Below are 16,774 nucleotides of genomic sequence, written 5' to 3' on the forward strand. Positions count from 1 at the left end.
GGCACGGAAAGCTACTTGAACGCGTTCAAGGCGGGGGCTGCGGCATGTCCGTACTGGTCGACACGATCGTGATGCTGGGCATGCTGGTCGTCCTTCCCGCCGGTCTGCACCTGACCTGCGCGCCCGAGCTCGACCGGATCCGCCGCCTGTGGCCGCTCTTCGCCGCACCCGGCGCCATCTCTCTCTGGCTGCCGCGCGGCAGCCCCGCGACAGCTCTCGCCGCCTGCTACGCACTCGGGGCCGCGCTCCTCGCCCTGCACGCGCCGCCCCGCCTGCTCCGTATGGTCAGGTCCACCACAACCCACCGCGCCGCACCCGCCGAGATCGCGCTGCTCACCGCCCTGGTCACGCCGTCGGTCGCCGCTCTCGCCCTGGTCGCCGAGCGCTCCGGGCACACCCTCTTCGGCTTCGGGCTCGGCATCCTCGCCCTGACCGTGCCGCACTTCCACTTCGCCGGATTCGCCGCCGCCCTGGTCTCCGGGCTCGTCTGCCGGGTCACGGACAGTCCCGGAGGCCGGTTCGCCGCGCTGAGCGTGCCGCTCGGCACCCTGCTGGTCCTCGCCGGATACTTCATCGGGGACTGGGCGGAGCTGGCGGGGGCAGTCGTTCTGACAGCTGGGATGTGGACCGTCGCTCTGCTGACCTGGCGCACGATCCGTGGCCGCGGGCGGGACCGGGTCACCCGGGTGCTGTTCGGCACCTCGGCCGCCGTCCTCGTGGTGACGATGGTGCTCGCGCTGAGCTGGGCGCTCGGTGAGGCGACCGGACTGCCCCACCCCACGCCGACCTGGATGGCCGCCACGCACGGCCTCGGCAACGCGCTGGGCTTCGCGCTCTGCTCGGTGCTCGCCTGGCAGAGGCTCCGGAACGGCGCCGGCTCCGCCCGTACTGCCCCGACCCGCACCGTCCCGTTTCTCACCGACCCATTTCCCACCGACCACGGAGGCAGGACGTCATGAGCACCCTCACGTACCCGGAGGTCGGGGCCACCCGGCTCGGCCCGCTCCCCGACGGCTACCACCATCTCCACCACCGGGTCGCGGTGGGTCGCGGGCGGGCCGACTTCGAAGCGGCGGGCGCAGCCGTCACCGGCTGGCGCATGCACCGCACCTCCGGCACCCGGGTGCGGGCGTCGACGGCCCGCGCGGAGCCCGGGACCTCCGTGCGGGTGTCGATCGGGCTCGGTCCGTTCCGGTTCGCCGCGCCGTGCGAAGTCGTCTGGACCGCGTACGAGAAGGAGCGCATCGGCTTCGCGTACGGGACCCGGCACCGGCACCCCGAGCGCGGCGAGGAGTGCTTCGTGGTGGAGCTGGCGGACGACGGCACGGTGTGGTTCACCGTGCTGGCGTTCTCCCGCCCGGCCCGGTGGTACAGCAGGGTTGCGGGCCCCCTCGTGCCGGTGCTCCAGCGGTGGTACGCACGCCGGCTCGGCACCACGCTGGGACGGATCGTGTCGGAGGGCTGAAGCGCTCAGTCGCTCGGCAGCGTCGATACTGGAAGTGATGGAATGGTTCACCGCAGATGGCTACTGGCTCAGCCGGCTGATCTTCCAGCGGACTCTCGCCTGCATCTATCTGGTCGGGTTTCTCGCCGCCGCCCTCCAGTTCAGGGCGCTGATCGGCGAACGTGGCATGCTGCCCGTGCCCGAGTTCCTTCGGCGAACGGACTGGCGGCTCGCTCCCGGTCTCTTCCGGCTCCACTACTCCGACCGGTTCTTCGCGGCGGTCACCTGGACCGGCTGCGCGCTCGCGGTCGCGCTGATCGCCGGGGTGGATTCGTACGTTCCGCTCTGGGCGGCGATGCTGCTGTGGCTGCTGCCCTGGGCGTTGTATCTGTCGATCGTCCAGGTCGGCCAGCTCTGGTACGCCTTCGGGTGGGAGTCGCTGCTCCTGGAGACCGGCTTCCTCGCCGTCTTTCTCGGCAACGCGGACACGGCGCCGCCGGTACTCGTGCTGTGGCTGCTGCGCTGGGTGCTGTTCCGGGTCGAGTTCGGCGCAGGGCTGATCAAGATCCGGGGCGACGAGTGCTGGCGCAAGCTGACCTGTCTGTATTTCCACCATGAGACCCAGCCGATGCCGGGACCACTGAGCTGGTTCTTCCACCGGCTGCCCCGGCCCGTCCACCGGGTGGAGGTGGCGGCCAACCACGTCACCCAACTCCTCGTCCCGATATTGCTCTTCACCCCGCAGCCGGTGGCGAGCGCGGCCGCGGGGCTGATGATCGTCACCCAGTTGTGGCTGGTCCTCTCCGGGAACTTCGCCTGGCTGAACTGGGTGACCATCGCTCTCGCCCTGTCCGCCGTCGACTGGTCTCTGTTCGTTGCGCAGCCCGCGCAGTCGGCGCCGCCGCTCTGGTACGAGGTGGTGGTCATCGCCGTCACCGCGCTGGTGGTCGCCCTCAGCTACCGTCCGGCGCGCAATCTGATCTCCCGCCGCCAGGTGATGAACCGTTCGTTCGACCCGTTGCATCTCGTCAACACGTACGGCGCGTTCGGCAGCATCAGCCGGGTCCGGCTCGAGATCGCGGTCGAGGGCACCGACGAGACGGTCCTCCACCCCGACACCGTCTGGCAGGAGTACGGCTTCCGCGGCAAGCCGGGCGATCCGCGGAGGCTGCCGCGCCAGTTCGCTCCGTATCACCTGCGCCTGGACTGGCTGATGTGGTTCGCGGCGCTCTCTCCCGCGTACGCCCATCCCTGGTTCGGACCGTTCCTGGAACGGTTGCTGGAGAACGACCGGGACACACTGCGGCTGCTGCGCCACAACCCGTTCCCCGGCAACCCGCCCACGCACATCCGCGCCAGGGTCTACCGCTACCGGTACACGACCTGGCGCGAGCTGCGTGCCACCGGGAACTGGTGGCACCGCACCTATGTGCGGGAATTCATCAGACCGGTGGCCCTCGCCCCCGCCCGCATCAGCCCGACCACGCCCCCTTGAGGACCCGGGCCCCAGGCCCACGTGGGCTCCGCCCGGTGCGGTGACCGGGCCGGAACACGCCGGAGCCCCGTACTTCCGTGGTGTCGGAAGGCCGGGGCTCCCTGGCTGACGGGCATCACCAACGCCGGGCGGGCGCGCAGCCGGGCCCGTCGATCAGTCGATGCCGGGCAGGATGTGCGGCTCGGCGAGATCGTCCTCGTAGCCGGCCAGCCGGATCGGCGCGGACCTGGCCCAGACTTCGAGGTTCTGGAGTTTCTCGGGCCGACGGGCCCGCTCTCCCTGTCGCTCTGCCGGTCGCTTCTCTTGCTTCGTCAGTTCTGGTGTCACCGCGCACTCCTTTGTGTCGCGTAACCCCGGGCGTCGCCGACACTCCGGCCTCATTACCGGACATCGACCACCCATGTGGGGTGGGGCAGGAACAGTTCGGTCGCGGTGGCGCCGGGCATGGGGCGGAACGGCGGCCTGGTTACAAGCCTGTCCCAGGACGGCCCGGGGAGTTTTGTGGATCCCCGGGTGGCGTCCGTTCACCTCAGCCTAACCAAATGAGCGCTTTCCCGCTCGATGGAACGTGTGCGCTCAGTCACTTTCGGACAACGGATCGATCTACCAGCCTGCCGGCGCGTAGTCCTTCAGGAAGCAGCCGAACAGGTCCTCGCCCGCTTCGCCGCGCACGATCGGGTCGTAGACCCGGGCAGCGCCGTCGACCAGGTCGAGCGGGGCGTGGAAGCCCTCCTCGGCCAGCCGGATCTTGTCGGGGTGCGGGCGCTCGTCGGTGATCCAGCCCGTGTCGACGGCGGTCATCAGGATGCCGTCCTTCTCGAACATCTCCTGGGCGCTGGTGCGGGTGAGCATGTTCAGCGCCGCCTTGGCCATGTTGGTGTGCGGATGGCCCGCGCCCTTGTAGCCGCGACTGAAAACACCCTCCATCGCGGAGACGTTGACCACATAGGCGCGCTTGGCTGCCGTCGCGGCCATCGCCGGGCGGAGCCGGCTGATCAGGATGAACGGCGCGGTGGAGTTGCAGAGCTGCACCTCGAGCAGCTCGATCGGCTCGACCTCTTCGACCGTCTGGATCCAGCTGTTCGTGTGGTGCAGGTCCGGTACGAGACCACCCGCGTCGATCGCGGTGCCCGCAGCGATCCGTTCCAGCGAGGCGGAACCGGTGACCAGGGCCAGTTCAGTGACGTCCTGGGCGCTCAGCCCCTCCTTACGGGCGGCGGGCAGGGCGGCGACGCGGTCGACCGAGCCGCTGCCGAAGGTGCCGATGACCTCGGCCGCGGGAAGTTCGCCCGCGGGCAGCGGTGCGGACTCCGCGCCGAGCAGTTCGCTGTACGCCTGCGGGGAGCGGCGTACCGTCTGCGCGGCGTTGTTGATCAGGATGTCCAGCGGCCCCTCGGCGGCGACCGAGTCGGCGAGGGCGACGACCTGGGCGGGGTCGCGCAGGTCGATGCCGACGATCTTCAGCCGGTGGATCCACTCGTCACTGTCCGGCATCGCTTTGAACCGGCGGATCGCGTCGTTGGGGAAGCGGGTGGTGATGGTGGTGTGCGCGCCGTCACGCAGCAGCCGCAGCGCGATGTACATGCCGATCTTGGCCCGGCCGCCGGTGAGCAGCGCCCGGCGTCCCGTCAGGTCGGTCCGCGCGTCGCGGCGGTCCCGGTTCTCCTTGGCGCACTGCTGGCAGAGCTGGTGGTAGAAGGCATCCACCTCGACGTACCGGGTCTTGCAGATGTAGCAGGAACGGGGCCGCTGGAGTATCCCGGCGATCTCGGCGCCGGCCGAGGAGGACGGCAGGACACCCTGGGTCTCGTCGTCGATGCGGTCGGCGGATCCGGTGGCGGTGGCCTCGGTGACGGCCTTGTCGTGCGCGGTCTTGGCGGCCCGGCGCTCCTGACGGCGGCGCTGCTTCACGGTCCGGTAGATGCCGGCGGTGGCGCGGCGCACGGCGATGGCGTCGGGGTGGTCGACCTCGATGCTGTCGAGTTCGTCGAGCACGCTCAGGCAGACGGCCAGCCGCTCCGGGTCGATACCGGGACCGAACTCCTCGATACCGGGAGCGAACTCCGCGCTGTCCTCTGTCACCGTCATTGCCGTTCCTCTGTCAGTCATGCCGCCGGGATCTCTCGGCGGCCCCCGGCGCATCGCCGTAGCGGGCTCACGAGGACTGGCTGTCCACGGGGCTGAGGCCCGGCTGCGGGCTTGCGCGAAGCCGCCGCACTTCGGGCCGAACGCCCCGCTCAAGTCTGCCATGTCCGCCGCGTTGCTCCATCCGGGTGCGCGGGGCGCCACAGCGGGCCGCTGGAGGGGACGCCATGGACCCGGGCGGCGTCGGCGGTTCCGGGGGCAGGACCCAGGACAGGACCGCGCACGCATGGGGCAACAGTGGGTGCCGTGACCGGGCCGGCGAAAGGAAATCCGGATCTTCGCGCATCACTCGGGGGAAGCGGGGCAGGCGCCGTTCGATACATCCGACGAACAGGGAGGGCGACGACATGGTGACCGCTTCGGAGCGGACCAGCGGAGCAGGAACACTGCACCAGGAGACCGGTGCGCTCACCGGTGCCGGAGCTGCTGAGCTGCCCTGGATCGAGGACACCGGAAAGGTCGCTCCGAAGGATGCGCGCCAGCTTTCCAAGCTCTTCCTCGACAGGCTCCAGGTGCTCGAGGAGGGCACGCACGAATACCAGTACGCGCGCAACACCCTCATCGAGATGAATCTCTCGCTGGTGCGCTTCGCCGCGGCGCGGTTCCGCAACCGGGCCGGTGACGACACCGAGGACATCATTCAGGTCGGCACGATCGGTCTGATCAAGGCGATCGACCGGTTCGACCTCTCCCGTGACGTCGAGTTCGCCACATTCGCCGTGCCGTACATCGTCGGCGAGATCAAGCGCTTCTTCCGGGACACCACCTGGTCGGTGCATGTCCCACGCCGGCTCCAGGAGCTGCGTGTCGATCTCGCGAAGGCGAAGGAGCAGCTCTCGGCCGAGCTGGACCGCGACCCCACCGTCAAGGAGCTGGCCGCCCGTCTCGATCTCCCCGAGGATGAGGTCATCGAAGGCCTCGTCGCCGCGAACGGCTACTCGGCCGGTTCCCTGGACAGTCCCTCGGCCGACACGGAGTCGAGCAAGGAGCAGCGGTCGTACGCCGAACTCCTCGGTGAGGCCGACCCCGGCATGGAGGCGGTCGAGAATCTCCACACGCTGGCGCCGCTGCTGGAGAAGCTGGACGACCGCGAGCGGCGGATCGTGCAGATGCGGTTCGGGCAGGAGATGACGCAGTCCCAGATCGGCGCCGAGCTCGGCGTCTCGCAGATGCATGTCTCGCGGTTGCTGGCGCGGATCGTCCAACGGCTGCGCGCGGGAATGTCCGTGAAGGCCTGACCGGGGTACGGAGCGTGAGAGGAGCATTCGGCCATGGATCTCGCTCCGCTCGAACCGGCCGTGCGTCGCCTGCGTGATGCCGCGGCCGCCTCCGACGGCGCCCGCGCGCACCTGGAGCCGCACGCGGTTCCGGCCGTTCGCGCCGGAGCGTCGGTGGAGACGGTGGCGGAACTCACCGTGCTCACTGGGCAGGCTCGTCGTGCCCGCCCGACCGTGGCGTCCCGGCGGCCGACGGACCGCACCGCCGGGTACGTCGACGTCCGACGGCACGGCGACAGCACTCGTTCGCATATGCTGCGGGACGACCGGAAACGACCTGCGCCGACCGCGCGAGGGGGTGGAGAGTGTCTGAGCCGCGCGCAAGCGCCTCGGCACATCCTGCGGCCCACGTCACCCTCCCGGTACAGCATTGCTCAGGACGTTCCGTATGGAATGTCGACGCCGCGATCCTGCTGGTCGAGGACGACGCCGGTGACGCCCTGCTCGTCGAGGAGATGCTCGCCGACAGCGAGCTGGGCTCCGGACTCATCTGGCGCAAGACGCTGGCCGAGGGCCTGACATTCCTGCGGACCGTCAGCACTCCGGTCTGTGTGCTGCTCGATCTGCACCTTCCCGATGTGGACGGGCTTCCGGCGGTCACCCAGATCGTGGAGACGACTCCCGACGCGGCGATCGTCGTACTGACCGGACTCGCGGACGCCGAGGCGGGCCTCACCGCCGTGGCCACCGGTGCCCAGGACTATCTCGCCAAGGGTCGGCTCGATCCTCAGGCACTGTCCCGCGCCATTCGCTACGCCCTCCAGCGCAAGCAGGTCGAACGGGCCGCTGCCGCGCTGCACGCCAATCAGCTGATGGCCCGGGAGAACGCCCGTCTGGAGCGCGGGCTGCTGCCCGTGCCGCTGCTGCGCGACCAGAGCTTCGACGCCGTCGCCCGCTACCAGCCGGGCCGGGCGCACGGTCTGCTGAGCGGCGATTTCTACGACGTGGTGCAGACCCGCGACGGCACCGTGCACGCCGTGATCGGCGATGTTTCGGGGCACGGGGCGGCGGAGGCCGCGCTCGGTGTGTGTCTGCGCGTGGCGTGGCGTACAGCGGTGCTGTGCGACACCGATCCACTGGAACAGATACGGCTCCTGGAAGCGATTCTCGTCGCCGAGCGTTCCGACCCGCATGCCTTCGCAACGGTGACCTCGCTCGTCTTCCCGCGCGACGCCGGGCACGTCAGGGTGGTGCGGGCCGGACATCCGGGGCTTCTGGTGCGGCGCGGCACGGAGGTCGAGTGGGTGGAGCCCGAGGGCGGCATGGCGCTGGGGCTGCTTCCCGGAGCCGGCCAGTGGTCGACGACCGAACTCGCCCTCCCGAGCGACGGCGGTGTCGTGCTCTTCACCGACGGACTCTTCGAGGGGCGCACGGGTCCGGACTCCCGGCTCGGAGAAGAGGGACTGCTCGCGATGGCGCGGCGCCTCGGAGATCTTGCCGCCCGCCCCTTCATCGACGCGCTGGTCATCGGCGCCACCGAGAGCGCTTCGCCCTACGGCGGCCTCGCCGACGACGTCGCCGTACTACACCTCGGCTGGAGAAAGACGCCCCATGAGTGACACAGCGACCGGACCGGCTTCGCGCGGGCCGTGGTTCTCGCGCCTGTCGGTCCAGAACTGGGTGCATCTGATCCTGGCCGGTTTCGTGCTGGTCGTCTGCGGATGTCTGGTGGTGGGAGGGCTCGTGCTGTCCCGAATATCGGACCGGACCACCGAACTGGTGGACCGCATCCAGCCGGCCCGCTCCTCCGCCTTCCAGCTGCAGAATGCGCTGCTCGATCAGGAGACCGGGGTCCGCGGCTTCGCCCTCAGCGGCGACAAGACCTTTCTCGAACCCTACGAGGCCGGCAAGCGGGACGAACAGCGGCGGATCGCCCGGGTGCGCGCGGCACTCGGCGACGAACAGCCGTTCAGCAGTGATCTGGACCGGATCGCCGAGGCTTCCGCGCGCTGGCGCGCCTTGAACGCGGAGCCGTTGATCGCTGCGGTCCGGCAGGACGGTCCGGCGGCCGACTCCTCCACCAGGATCCTTGAGAGCAAGCGGGAGTTCGACATCCTGCGCTCGCTGTACAGCACGCAGCAGAAGCACCTCGATGCCGCCCGGGACCGGGCGCGCGCCGAGCTCAACGACGCCCGGACCGTACGCGACCGGGCCATGATCGCCTTGGTGATCGGTTTCGCGCTGGCCGTGATCTCGCTCAGCATGCTGTTCAACCGTGTGGTGGGCCGCCCGCTGAGCGTTCTCGCCGCCGACTCGGGGAAAGTACGGGCCGGCGCATTCCGCCACCGCATAGAGGTGCACGGGCCGTCCGACGTGCGGGCGGTGGCGGCAACCGTCGAGGACATGCGCAGTCGTCTGGTGTCGGAGCTCGACGAGGCCCAGGAACGCGAATCGCTGCTGGCCCAGCAGACCGAGGAGCTCCGTCGCTCCAACTCCGAACTTGAGCAGTTCGCCTACGTCGCCTCGCACGACCTCCAGGAGCCGCTGCGCAAGGTGGCTTCGTTCTGCCAGCTCCTGGAGAAACGGTACGGCGAGGAGTTGGACGCGCGAGGCAAGCAGTACATCGACTTCGCGGTCGACGGGGCCAAGCGGATGCAGGTGCTCATCAACGATCTGCTCACCTTCTCGCGGGTGGGCCGGGTCCACGACAGCTGGAACTCCGTGGACTTCGACCGCTCGTTGGACCGGGCCGTGGCCAATCTCGCGCTGTCCATCGAGGAGACCGGCACCACCCTCGTCCGGGAGAAGCCGCTGCCGCAGGTGACCGGTGACCCGACGACCCTCGCGATGATCTGGCAGAACCTGATCGGGAACGCGGTGAAGTTCCGCCGCCCGGAGGTCCCGTGCGTGATCACGGTCGGCTGTGTCCGGGAGGAGGACGAATGGCGTTTCACCGTGCAGGACAACGGCATCGGCATCGCCCCCGAGTTCGCAGAGAAGGTGTTCATCATCTTCCAGCGTCTGCACTCCCGCGACGAGTACGACGGCACGGGCATCGGACTCGCTCTCTGCCGCAAGATCATCGAGTTCCACGGCGGCCGGATCTGGCTGGACCCCGATTACCGCGAAGGCGCTCGCATCCACTTCTCGCTGCCGGTCAGCCCCGGTACGGCGCGCCACCCGGCGACGGAGCCCGCCGCCGCTCCTGGTCCCGAACTCTCCGGAGATGCCCCGTGAACACCCCGGTACAGCCCATCGAAGTCCTTCTCGTGGAGGACGACCCCGGCGACGAGCTCATGACCCGGGAGGCATTCGAGGACAACAAGATCCGCAACACTCTCCATGTGACGCGGGACGGACAGGAGGCCCTGGACTTCCTCTACCGCCGCGGCGACCACGTCGACGCTCCGCGCCCCGACCTGATCCTGCTCGACCTGAACCTGCCCCGGTACGACGGCCGCCAGGTCCTCGAGAAGATCAAGAACGACCCGGAGCTCGCGCTCATTCCGGTGGTCGTGCTCACCACGTCCTCCGCCGAGGAGGACATCCTGCGCAGCTACAAACTGCATGCCAACGCCTATGTCACCAAGCCGGTCGACCTGGATCAGTTCATCGCGGCCGTGCGCCAGATCGACGAGTTCTTCGTGACGGTCGTACGACTGCCGGGTCGCTCCTGACCACCCTCGTCATTCCCAGGAGTGGGATCTCATGACACGGGTAGATGAACCGCGAAGAAAAGGTCACCGACCTCCCCTGCTGCGCCCTGGCTGGAGCTCATGAACCAACACGCCCTCTCCCGGCCGGACGACCCGCATCAGGGTCACTGGCCCACCGAGGCACTGCACGTCGCCGAAGTGTTCGGTGGTGAGCCGGGATGCATCGCACAGGCACGCGCATTGGCCGACCGCTTTCTGATCAGGCTCACCACGGAATGGCTGGCGGTGCTCGGCGAGCACACCCGTAACGACCTGATGCTGGCCGTGAGCGAGTTGGTCACCAACGCCGACCGGTACACCCACGGCCCCTACCTGCTGGAGCTTGAGGGCACCGCGCGGCGGATCAGCGTCACGGTCTACGACAGCAGCACGGCGCTTCCCGTCCTCTTCTCCCCCGATCCGAGCCGCCTCGGCGGTCATGGCATGGAGATAGTGGTCGCCCTGTGCGACCGGCTGACCGCCGAGCGGGTGCCGGTGGGCAAGCGCATCAGGGCCGAGTTCGAGCTCAGCAGCTGACCCGGGAGCAGCCCGGCCCCGGTCCTGTGAAGAGCCTTCAGCTCCTGTCCCGGGGAGAGCCTCTAAGACCTCCCGAACCAGTCGATGCACAGGACGAGGGCGTCGTCCAGCGTCTCCGAGTCCCGGTATTCGGCCAGCTCACGCAGCACGGCGCGCGGCACGGTCGCTGCCGGCAGCAGCCTGGTCGCCAGGAGCGCGCGGGCCAGAGCCCGTTCCCCGTACAGCTCCCCCAGCGGCGACGCGGCCTCGTAGACGCCGTCGCTGACAAGCAGCAGCCGGTCCCCGGGCACCACCTGGAACTCCTGGACGGAGTACTGGGACTCCTCGAACATGCCGAGCGGAAGCTCCGCCTCCAAGTCGATACGGGTGACCGTTCTGCCCCTCAGCCGCCACAGCTGGGGAGAGCCGGCGTCCACGGCGCCCACCCGGCCGGTGGCCAGGTCGAAGTGGAGCAGCAGGGTGGAGACGTGGGCACCGCCGCGGTGCAGCGCGTAGATCGCCTGGTCCGCGAGGGACGCCTGGTCGGCGATGCCGATCCCGGCCCGTCTGGCGTTGCGCAGCGCGTTCACGGCGAGGTTGGTGAGCAGGGACGCCCGGATGCCCTCGCCCATGCCGTTGGTCACGGCGACGGTCAGCTCGTCGGCGTCGGCGGACCAGTCGAAGTTGTCGCCGTGGATGGCATAGGCGGGCTCCAACTGGGCACCGATGGCGTACTCGGCCGCCGTGCAGGCCCGCGCGGGAAGGAGCTGCCACTGCATTTCGGCGGCGAGCGTGAGCCTGCTGACCCGACGCGCCCGGTGGTAGAGGTCGGTGTCCCGTTCCGCGACCAGGATCTCGTGGCCGAGGAGGTCGGCCACGTGAGTCAGCTCGTCCACCGTCCGCGCGGTGGAGCTTTCGGCAGGCAGCCGCACGGTGAGAATGCCGAGCCGCTCCCCGCGCACCGTCACCGGGAGGTGATGATCGCGTGCCTCGTCGTGCCGGAGGGGCTGCTCGCGCGGTTCCTGGCTGCCGAAGGCCCGGCCCTCCGGACTGTTGTGCATCGACAGGGGGTCGCCGGGGCCGTCGACCGGGTCGACGGGCTTGAGTACGGTCATGCCGTAGTCCGCCAGCAGAAGCTGCACGTGGAGCGCACCGTACTCCCTCCGGAGCGCTTCGCGGACAGTTTCCACCAAGGCGTACGGTGCCGCTGCGCGCACCGCTCTTTCGATATCCGGGCGGGCGTTCACGGTCGCTCCGGCTTTCTTCGAGCGGCGGCGGGGCCGGTTCCGGGCTGACAGACGGGTGCGCAGGGTGAAAGAGTGGACAGATGCCCCGCCCCACCGGTCATCCGCGCCCCCTTGAGCAGGTGTCCGCGGATGTCTGTTCCGCCTCCGAGTTGCTGGAGGTGTTGTGGTCGCGGGGGCAGGAGTCGGCGGGCCCTGGCACGGTCTCGCCCTCCCAGCTGCGGGCGCTGCTCGTGATCGAGCAGCAGGAGGGCAGCAATCTCCGGTCGCTCGGTGAGGCGCTCGGTTCGCGCGCGCCCTCGGTGAGCCGGCTCTGCGACCGCATGGAGGCCATGGGCCTGATCCGGCGGGAACCCAGTGCCATCAGCCGCCGGGAGGTCGAGCTCCGGCTGACCAAGCAGGGCCGCACTCTGTTGGAGGAGTACCGGGCGATCCGGACCCGGGAGTTCGCCGCGGTCCTGGGACGCATGCCGTCGGCGGCGGTGGCGGCCCTCGCGGAAGGTCTCGCCGCATTCAACACGGCCGCTGCCGAGCGGATCGGGGGGGACGGCGGTCCGACTACCCGGCTGCGCGACGATGTCGCGGAGAGCGCCTAGTAGACCGTCGCAGCTAATTTTTGGGATAAAGGTGACGCAGTTTGATGCGTGCGTCGTGGGTGGTGAACTGCCAGTTCACCTGACGTTGGTCGGTGTTGGTGGCGTTCTGCCAGGCTGAGAGTTCGGTGTTGAGGTTGTCGAGGTTGCTGATCCGGCGGTCGAGGCATTGCCGGGTCAGCGCGGAGAGTTCGATCTCGGCGATGTTGAGCCATGACCCGTGTTTGGGTGTGTGGTGGATCTCGAGGCGTTGGGCCAGGGCGAAGGCCTCTTCTGGTTCGAATGCCTCGTACAGTGAGGCGATGCCGTGGGTGTTGAGGTTGTCCATCACCAGCACCACGGCCTCGGCGTCGGGGTAGTCCACGCTCAGTAACTGTTTGACCTGGCCGGCCCAGTCGATCCGGGTCCGCTGGGACAGTGCCTGGACTCGACGCCACCCGCGCAGGGGTTCGACCCACACAAAGATCGAGCACGTGCCGCGGCGGATGTACTCGCTGTCCTGGCAGGCGTCGTGACCAGGGCGGGCCGGGAGCGGGTCGCGGGCATGGTCGAGGAGCTGGTAGGGCTTCTCGTCCATGCACACCACCGGACGTGCCGGATCGTAGGGCCGGGCATAGACGGCCAGCACGTCTTCCATCCGGGCCGCGAACTCCGCGTTCGCTCGTGGCGGGATGGTCCAGCACTTTCTCAGATGAGGACGCAGTTCCGTTTTTTTAAGACCCGCCCGATGGTGGAGTGGTCCAGATCGGGGATGTCCTCGACCAGCGCGACGTGCTTCTCCAGCAGCCGCAGCGACCACCGGGTATAGCCCTGGGGTGGCTGTGAGCACGCCATCGCGATCAGCCGGGCTTCGACCTCACCGGTCACCGGCGAGGGCACCGGCGGGAGGTCGCGCCTCTTCCGCGCGATCGTGGCGTGCACATCGCCACCGGTCTCGGTGAAACGCTTGGCGACCAGCCGCAACGTCTCACCGGAGACGCCGAGCCGGGCCGCGATCACCTCCTTGGTGTCCACCTCACCCACCGAGCTGTCCAGCGCAAGCAGCACCCGCGCACGCATGATCATCGAGGCTCCACGAACACCTGTCGTGGTCACCCGGACCAGATCCTCACGATCCTGCGCGGTCAAACTGACCGGCCGCTTCTTCTGCGAACCCACAACAACAGTCCTATCTGGCAAGGGGGAAGGAACCTGCCAGACACCAACCTCCCAGTCAGGTGCACCATAACTAAGCGGCGACACGCTACTAGTTTCATCCGGCCCCTGTCCTGGGCGTAACCGAGCCGCACCCGACGTGGGTGCGGTCGTTGTTGATCAACTGGAAATAGATTGTTACTCAGGGAGAATGTTGTCAAGCGGCAACTATCCCTTCTATCGTTCGGCAGGTACCCCACGCCGCAAGCCGGGGCTGATCGCGACCGAGCCGTCCGCCCACGACGGTCGTCCCCGTTCACCGAGTGCATCCCGAGGTGCCTTCCGTGCTTCCATCGCCCAGCGGTGACAAAGCCTTTCGAATCGTCCCACGCCAGGAGCGGGGAGCCCTGGTACTCGCCCTGACGGGTGATCTCGATATCGACAACATCGGCGTTCTCGGTACGGCGCTGGAGAACGCGGCACAGGATGGGCAGGCTCCGGTCGTCGTCGAGCTCTCCGCCGTGTCGTTCGCGGACTCCACGACGGTGAACATGCTGCTCCACGGGCAGTCCTTGCTGGGCCCCCGGATGCGGCTGGCCACGCCGTCCCCGTTCATGGCGCGGCTCATCGGTGTGCTCGGTCTGGACAGCGCGTTGCCGGTCTTCGACACCGTTGCGGAGGCCATCGACCCTCCGCCGCCCACCTGACTCCGGCAACCGCGGACGCCCGCCCCCTCGTGCGTCGAGGGGGCGGGCGTCCGGGCTTCCGGCCGATCCGGGCTCAGCCGAGAGAACGAGCCGCGTGGGCAGTAACGCCGGTCGAGCCCGATGTCGACGCGTTCGAAGGCCGGCGTGGACAAGCCCCAGGTGTCGGTGCCGGGCCGGACCGGGAAGACGCCGATGGAGGAGAGCACCATCCACGCGGACATCGTGCCGAGGTCGTCATTGCCCGTCATGCCGGTCGGGGCATCGGTGAAAAGGGTCAGGGCCGCGTGCACCACATCGGCGGTCTTCCACGGCTGCCCGGGGGAGAGATAGGTGTACGGGGCGATGAGGTCGGGCTCGTTCTGCGGGTTGTACTTGTCGGCGTTGTCGTACGCGTACGGGCCGTTGACCCAGACCTCGCGGGCGGTCTCCGCGGGATCGGCGAGCAGCTTGTCGTACGCGAAGAAGGAGTCGAGCCGCCGGTTGGCGGCGCCCTTCCCGCCGATCAGCCCGACCATGCCGGGCAGGTCCTGCGGAACGAGCCACTGGTACTACCAGGACGTGCCCTCGTGGAAGCCCTCGCTCTGCGCCGGGTCGGCGGGTCCGGTGAAAGCGACGGCCAACGTTGTCGGAGCGCGATCATTCTTGGTACCGCCGTGATCCACGTCAAGGGTTCGGACGCGAACACTCCGGCCCGCCCGGGAGGGGGCGGGCCGGAGCACGGCCATGGGTCAGGGCGTGGGGCGTCCCGCCACGACCGGGTTCGGGGCGTCGCGGACGAGCGCGTCCTGCGCCGCCCTGATCCGCTTCACCTCGGGCTTGACGATCCTCCGGTCGTAGGTCCGTTCAACTCACCCTCCACGTCCGAGATCCGGGTGTACACGGCGCCGTTGCTGCCCCGGCAGGCGATCTTCCGCACCTCGTCGAGCCTGGCCAGATGGTCGTCGGTGTACGTGGCCGGGTCGACCGCGATGTATGACTGCTGAACGGCCCAGGCATGCCCCGGCACGGCCAGGCCGAGCCCGCCGTACTCGCCGCTTTTCTGCCAGTTGTCACGGGTGAGCTGCGGACGCGGGTACTCGGGCAGCGCGTTGCCCGGGCCGACTTCATCGGCCCACCGGGTGCGCAGCTCGTACGTGGAGCGGTTCGGCCCACTGGACCAGAAGGCCCCGACGGCCCTGCCGTCCTCGCCGGTCAGCCCGCCCTGGCCGTCGTAGCGGACATCGGCCAGACCTGTGGCATCGCCGGCCTTGTTCCCGACGACCGGCTCCTTGAGCGCGACAGTGAGACTGTGCGGGTCGGCGGGATCGGCCTTCACGGCTCCGAGCGGCCACTTCGCGCCACCGATGACGGCGTCGAGGTGGTTGGCGAGCCCTTCGGGCAGGGCGCGAGCTTCTGCGCGAAGTCCAGCTTGAGACTGCGGCCGTCCGCGAGAACGGTGGCGGCGATGGCACCGTCGTACGCGAAGCCGTCGGGCAGCCGGAAGGCGGACTGCGGCACGGGCTCCTTGGTGCCGCCCGGCTCGGTCCACTTGAGGTGCAGGTTGGACCCGCCCTGGTGCTCGAAGAACTCGACCTTGAGGTCGTACGCCGTGCCCGCGGTCAACTCGACCGGCTGCGAGGTCTGCGACCTCTCAGTCGGCGCGCGGTGTTTCGATCACCGGGGGGCGGAGTCCTGTGAGGGTCCCGGCCGACGGTCGAGGACGCAGTCCCCGCAGAGGCCCCCGCCCGGGCACCGGTAGTAGAGGCAGCAACTGCGTCTGCGGAACGCGGGGGTGTGCGGGGAGCCGGTGGTGCGCAGATCCGGGTGGTCGAAGAGTTCGGCGACCAGGGCGCGGGCCCGTTGCGCGACGTCCGGGCGGTGGTGGGTCCGCGCCCAGGCGATCAGTTCACGGAGCGCTCCGGCCAGGGCCGATCCCGCGTTGCCCCAGAGCAGCCGCGGAGCGAGGTGTCCGTCCTGTCGGATCGCCTCCGCCAGCGGTACGAGATGGCCGAACTGGACGACCTCGCGGATCCGGTCCGCGGTGCCGGGCAGCGTGGCGACCGGCTCGTGCCACAGGTCGTCGGGGGCGGGGCGCCGCGGGTCCCAGTGGAGCGTGCCGGGGGACAGATCGGGAAAGCGGCCCGCGACGGCCGCCGGCCCCAGGGCCGTCGACCAGAGACGGGCGGCCAGGCCCAGGTGAGCGACGGACGCGGCAACTCTGCGCTCGGGGGTACGGAGCGCGGCGGCGACCGCGTCGATACGGGCTGTGAGCGATGCCGTCTCCCCCGCGTACAGCCGGGCCAGCGGGCGGTGTGCACCGCCGGGCACCGGTGTGCTGCGCAGAGCGAAGAAGCCGCCCACCGAGGCCACGTCCGACTGCTCCGTGCGCTGTTCCTGCGCGGGTTCCATCGATCACTCCTGGTGACGTCGCGGGCATCCCGGGTCCCACGGCTCGCCGTTCACCGTATCGCTGCGGGATGATCGTCCTGAGGCCTGTCGGGAGGAGGACTACCGTCGGGAGGAGGACACGCGGACCACTGCCGTACTACCAAAGCAGTACGTCGGATCGCAGTCTCAGGGACGACGACTCGGCGGCTTTGAAAGG

At 69.3% G+C, this 16,774-nt stretch carries 16 protein-coding genes and 2 pseudogenes; 10 read left to right on the plus strand and 8 right to left on the minus strand.

The features are described 5' to 3' along the window. Positions 1 to 44 precede the first annotated feature (44 nt). Genes OG395_RS11480 through OG395_RS11490 form a run of 3 tightly spaced genes read left to right on the plus strand, consistent with a single transcriptional unit; the run spans position 45 to position 2,939 of the window. Entirely contained in the window at positions 45 to 959 is a 915-nt protein-coding gene (locus OG395_RS11480) for a YndJ family protein (RefSeq protein ID WP_327242811.1), read from the plus strand. After that, positions 956 to 1,465: a DUF1990 family protein gene (locus OG395_RS11485; RefSeq protein WP_327242812.1), complete on the plus strand. Its 510-nt coding sequence runs from the start codon at positions 956 to 958 to the stop codon at positions 1,463 to 1,465. The genes OG395_RS11480 and OG395_RS11485 overlap by 4 nt, the downstream gene beginning before the upstream one ends. Positions 1,466 to 1,502: 37 nt before the next feature. Next, positions 1,503 to 2,939 carry a lipase maturation factor family protein gene (locus OG395_RS11490; protein ID WP_327242813.1) on the plus strand — a complete coding sequence of 479 codons (1,437 nt, stop codon included), beginning with the start codon at positions 1,503 to 1,505 and terminating at the stop codon, positions 2,937 to 2,939. A 153-nt stretch (positions 2,940 to 3,092) separates the two neighbouring features. On the opposite strand, the gene OG395_RS11495 is transcribed toward OG395_RS11490, so the two are convergent. Beyond that, positions 3,093 to 3,266, minus strand: a complete 174-nt coding sequence (locus OG395_RS11495; protein ID WP_266978285.1) for a hypothetical protein — start codon at positions 3,264 to 3,266, stop codon at positions 3,093 to 3,095. Between the two features lie 276 nt (positions 3,267 to 3,542). After that, entirely contained in the window at positions 3,543 to 5,027 is a 1,485-nt protein-coding gene (locus tag OG395_RS11500) for an SDR family NAD(P)-dependent oxidoreductase (RefSeq protein WP_327242814.1), read from the minus strand. A gap of 404 nt (positions 5,028 to 5,431) precedes the next feature. Between OG395_RS11500 and OG395_RS11505 the strand changes: the two genes are divergently transcribed. The 5 genes from OG395_RS11505 to OG395_RS11525 all read left to right on the plus strand — a co-directional run bounded on the left by OG395_RS11505 (position 5,432) and on the right by OG395_RS11525 (position 10,533). Continuing rightward, positions 5,432 to 6,322, plus strand: coding sequence for an RNA polymerase sigma factor SigF (locus tag OG395_RS11505; protein WP_327242815.1), 891 nt, complete (start codon positions 5,432 to 5,434; stop codon positions 6,320 to 6,322). Positions 6,323 to 6,666: 344 nt separating this feature from the next. Then, the gene (locus OG395_RS11510; RefSeq protein ID WP_327242816.1) at positions 6,667 to 7,920 is read left to right on the plus strand and encodes a PP2C family protein-serine/threonine phosphatase; all 1,254 of its coding nucleotides are present in this window, start codon (positions 6,667 to 6,669) and stop codon (positions 7,918 to 7,920) included. Next, the gene (locus OG395_RS11515) at positions 7,913 to 9,538 is read left to right on the plus strand and encodes a sensor histidine kinase (protein WP_327242817.1); all 1,626 of its coding nucleotides are present in this window, start codon (positions 7,913 to 7,915) and stop codon (positions 9,536 to 9,538) included. Before OG395_RS11510 ends, OG395_RS11515 begins: the two co-directional genes overlap by 8 nt. Then, the gene (locus OG395_RS11520) at positions 9,535 to 9,978 is read left to right on the plus strand and encodes a response regulator (RefSeq protein WP_327242818.1); all 444 of its coding nucleotides are present in this window, start codon (positions 9,535 to 9,537) and stop codon (positions 9,976 to 9,978) included. The genes OG395_RS11515 and OG395_RS11520 overlap by 4 nt, the downstream gene beginning before the upstream one ends. Positions 9,979 to 10,077: 99 nt before the next feature. Then, a complete protein-coding gene (locus tag OG395_RS11525; protein WP_327242819.1) occupies positions 10,078 to 10,533 on the plus strand; it encodes an ATP-binding protein in 456 nt (151 codons plus the stop codon). A 62-nt stretch (positions 10,534 to 10,595) separates the two neighbouring features. Here the strand turns inward: OG395_RS11525 and OG395_RS11530 are convergent, their stop codons facing one another. Continuing rightward, positions 10,596 to 11,759, minus strand: a complete 1,164-nt coding sequence (locus OG395_RS11530; RefSeq protein WP_327242820.1) for a PP2C family protein-serine/threonine phosphatase — start codon at positions 11,757 to 11,759, stop codon at positions 10,596 to 10,598. Between the two features lie 80 nt (positions 11,760 to 11,839). Between OG395_RS11530 and OG395_RS11535 the strand changes: the two genes are divergently transcribed. Next, positions 11,840 to 12,352 (plus strand): MarR family winged helix-turn-helix transcriptional regulator, encoded by a 513-nt coding sequence (locus OG395_RS11535; protein WP_327242821.1) that lies wholly within the window; start codon positions 11,840 to 11,842, stop codon positions 12,350 to 12,352. Between the two features lie 13 nt (positions 12,353 to 12,365). Here OG395_RS11535 and OG395_RS11540 read toward each other — a convergent pair whose 3' ends face one another. Further along, positions 12,366 to 13,148 carry an IS630 family transposase gene (locus OG395_RS11540; protein ID WP_327242822.1) on the minus strand — a complete coding sequence of 261 codons (783 nt, stop codon included), beginning with the start codon at positions 13,146 to 13,148 and terminating at the stop codon, positions 12,366 to 12,368. After that, positions 13,037 to 13,507: a helix-turn-helix domain-containing protein gene (locus tag OG395_RS11545; protein ID WP_327242589.1), complete on the minus strand. Its 471-nt coding sequence runs from the start codon at positions 13,505 to 13,507 to the stop codon at positions 13,037 to 13,039. Before OG395_RS11545 ends, OG395_RS11540 begins: the two co-directional genes overlap by 112 nt. A gap of 320 nt (positions 13,508 to 13,827) precedes the next feature. On the opposite strand from OG395_RS11545, the gene OG395_RS11550 reads away from it, so the two are divergent. Then, positions 13,828 to 14,190 (plus strand): STAS domain-containing protein, encoded by a 363-nt coding sequence (locus OG395_RS11550; RefSeq protein ID WP_327249312.1) that lies wholly within the window; start codon positions 13,828 to 13,830, stop codon positions 14,188 to 14,190. 68 nt (positions 14,191 to 14,258) lie between these two features. Here the strand turns inward: OG395_RS11550 and OG395_RS11555 are convergent. The 3 genes and pseudogenes from OG395_RS11555 to OG395_RS11565 form a co-directional block, all read right to left on the minus strand. After that, a pseudogene (locus OG395_RS11555) lies at positions 14,259 to 14,801 on the minus strand (glycoside hydrolase domain-containing protein); the annotation flags it as partial. A gap of 428 nt (positions 14,802 to 15,229) precedes the next feature. Beyond that, positions 15,230 to 15,822, minus strand: a pseudogene (locus OG395_RS11560) (PA14 domain-containing protein); the annotation flags it as partial. Between the two features lie 21 nt (positions 15,823 to 15,843). Beyond that, positions 15,844 to 16,578: a (2Fe-2S)-binding protein gene (locus tag OG395_RS11565; protein WP_327242823.1), complete on the minus strand. Its 735-nt coding sequence runs from the start codon at positions 16,576 to 16,578 to the stop codon at positions 15,844 to 15,846. Positions 16,579 to 16,774: the final 196 nt, after the last annotated feature.

Source organism: Streptomyces sp. NBC_01320, assembly GCF_035974375.1.
Classification (GTDB): domain Bacteria; phylum Actinomycetota; class Actinomycetes; order Streptomycetales; family Streptomycetaceae; genus Streptomyces; species Streptomyces yanii.

What these genes read in the sequence shown, in the direction of transcription:
- OG395_RS11480 (WP_327242811.1), top strand. Translation starts at nt 45, where the DNA reads ATGTCCGTACTGGTCGACACGATCGTGATGCTGGGCATGCTGGTCGTC.
- OG395_RS11485 (WP_327242812.1), top strand. Translation starts at nt 956, where the DNA reads ATGAGCACCCTCACGTACCCGGAGGTCGGGGCCACCCGGCTCGGCCCG.
- OG395_RS11490 (WP_327242813.1), top strand. Translation starts at nt 1,503, where the DNA reads ATGGAATGGTTCACCGCAGATGGCTACTGGCTCAGCCGGCTGATCTTC.
- OG395_RS11500 (WP_327242814.1), bottom strand. Translation starts at nt 5,027, where the DNA reads ATGACGGTGACAGAGGACAGCGCGGAGTTCGCTCCCGGTATCGAGGAG.
- OG395_RS11505 (WP_327242815.1), top strand. Translation starts at nt 5,432, where the DNA reads ATGGTGACCGCTTCGGAGCGGACCAGCGGAGCAGGAACACTGCACCAG.
- OG395_RS11515 (WP_327242817.1), top strand. Translation starts at nt 7,913, where the DNA reads ATGAGTGACACAGCGACCGGACCGGCTTCGCGCGGGCCGTGGTTCTCG.
- OG395_RS11525 (WP_327242819.1), top strand. Translation starts at nt 10,078, where the DNA reads ATGAACCAACACGCCCTCTCCCGGCCGGACGACCCGCATCAGGGTCAC.
- OG395_RS11535 (WP_327242821.1), top strand. Translation starts at nt 11,840, where the DNA reads ATGCCCCGCCCCACCGGTCATCCGCGCCCCCTTGAGCAGGTGTCCGCG.
- OG395_RS11565 (WP_327242823.1), bottom strand. Translation starts at nt 16,578, where the DNA reads ATGGAACCCGCGCAGGAACAGCGCACGGAGCAGTCGGACGTGGCCTCG.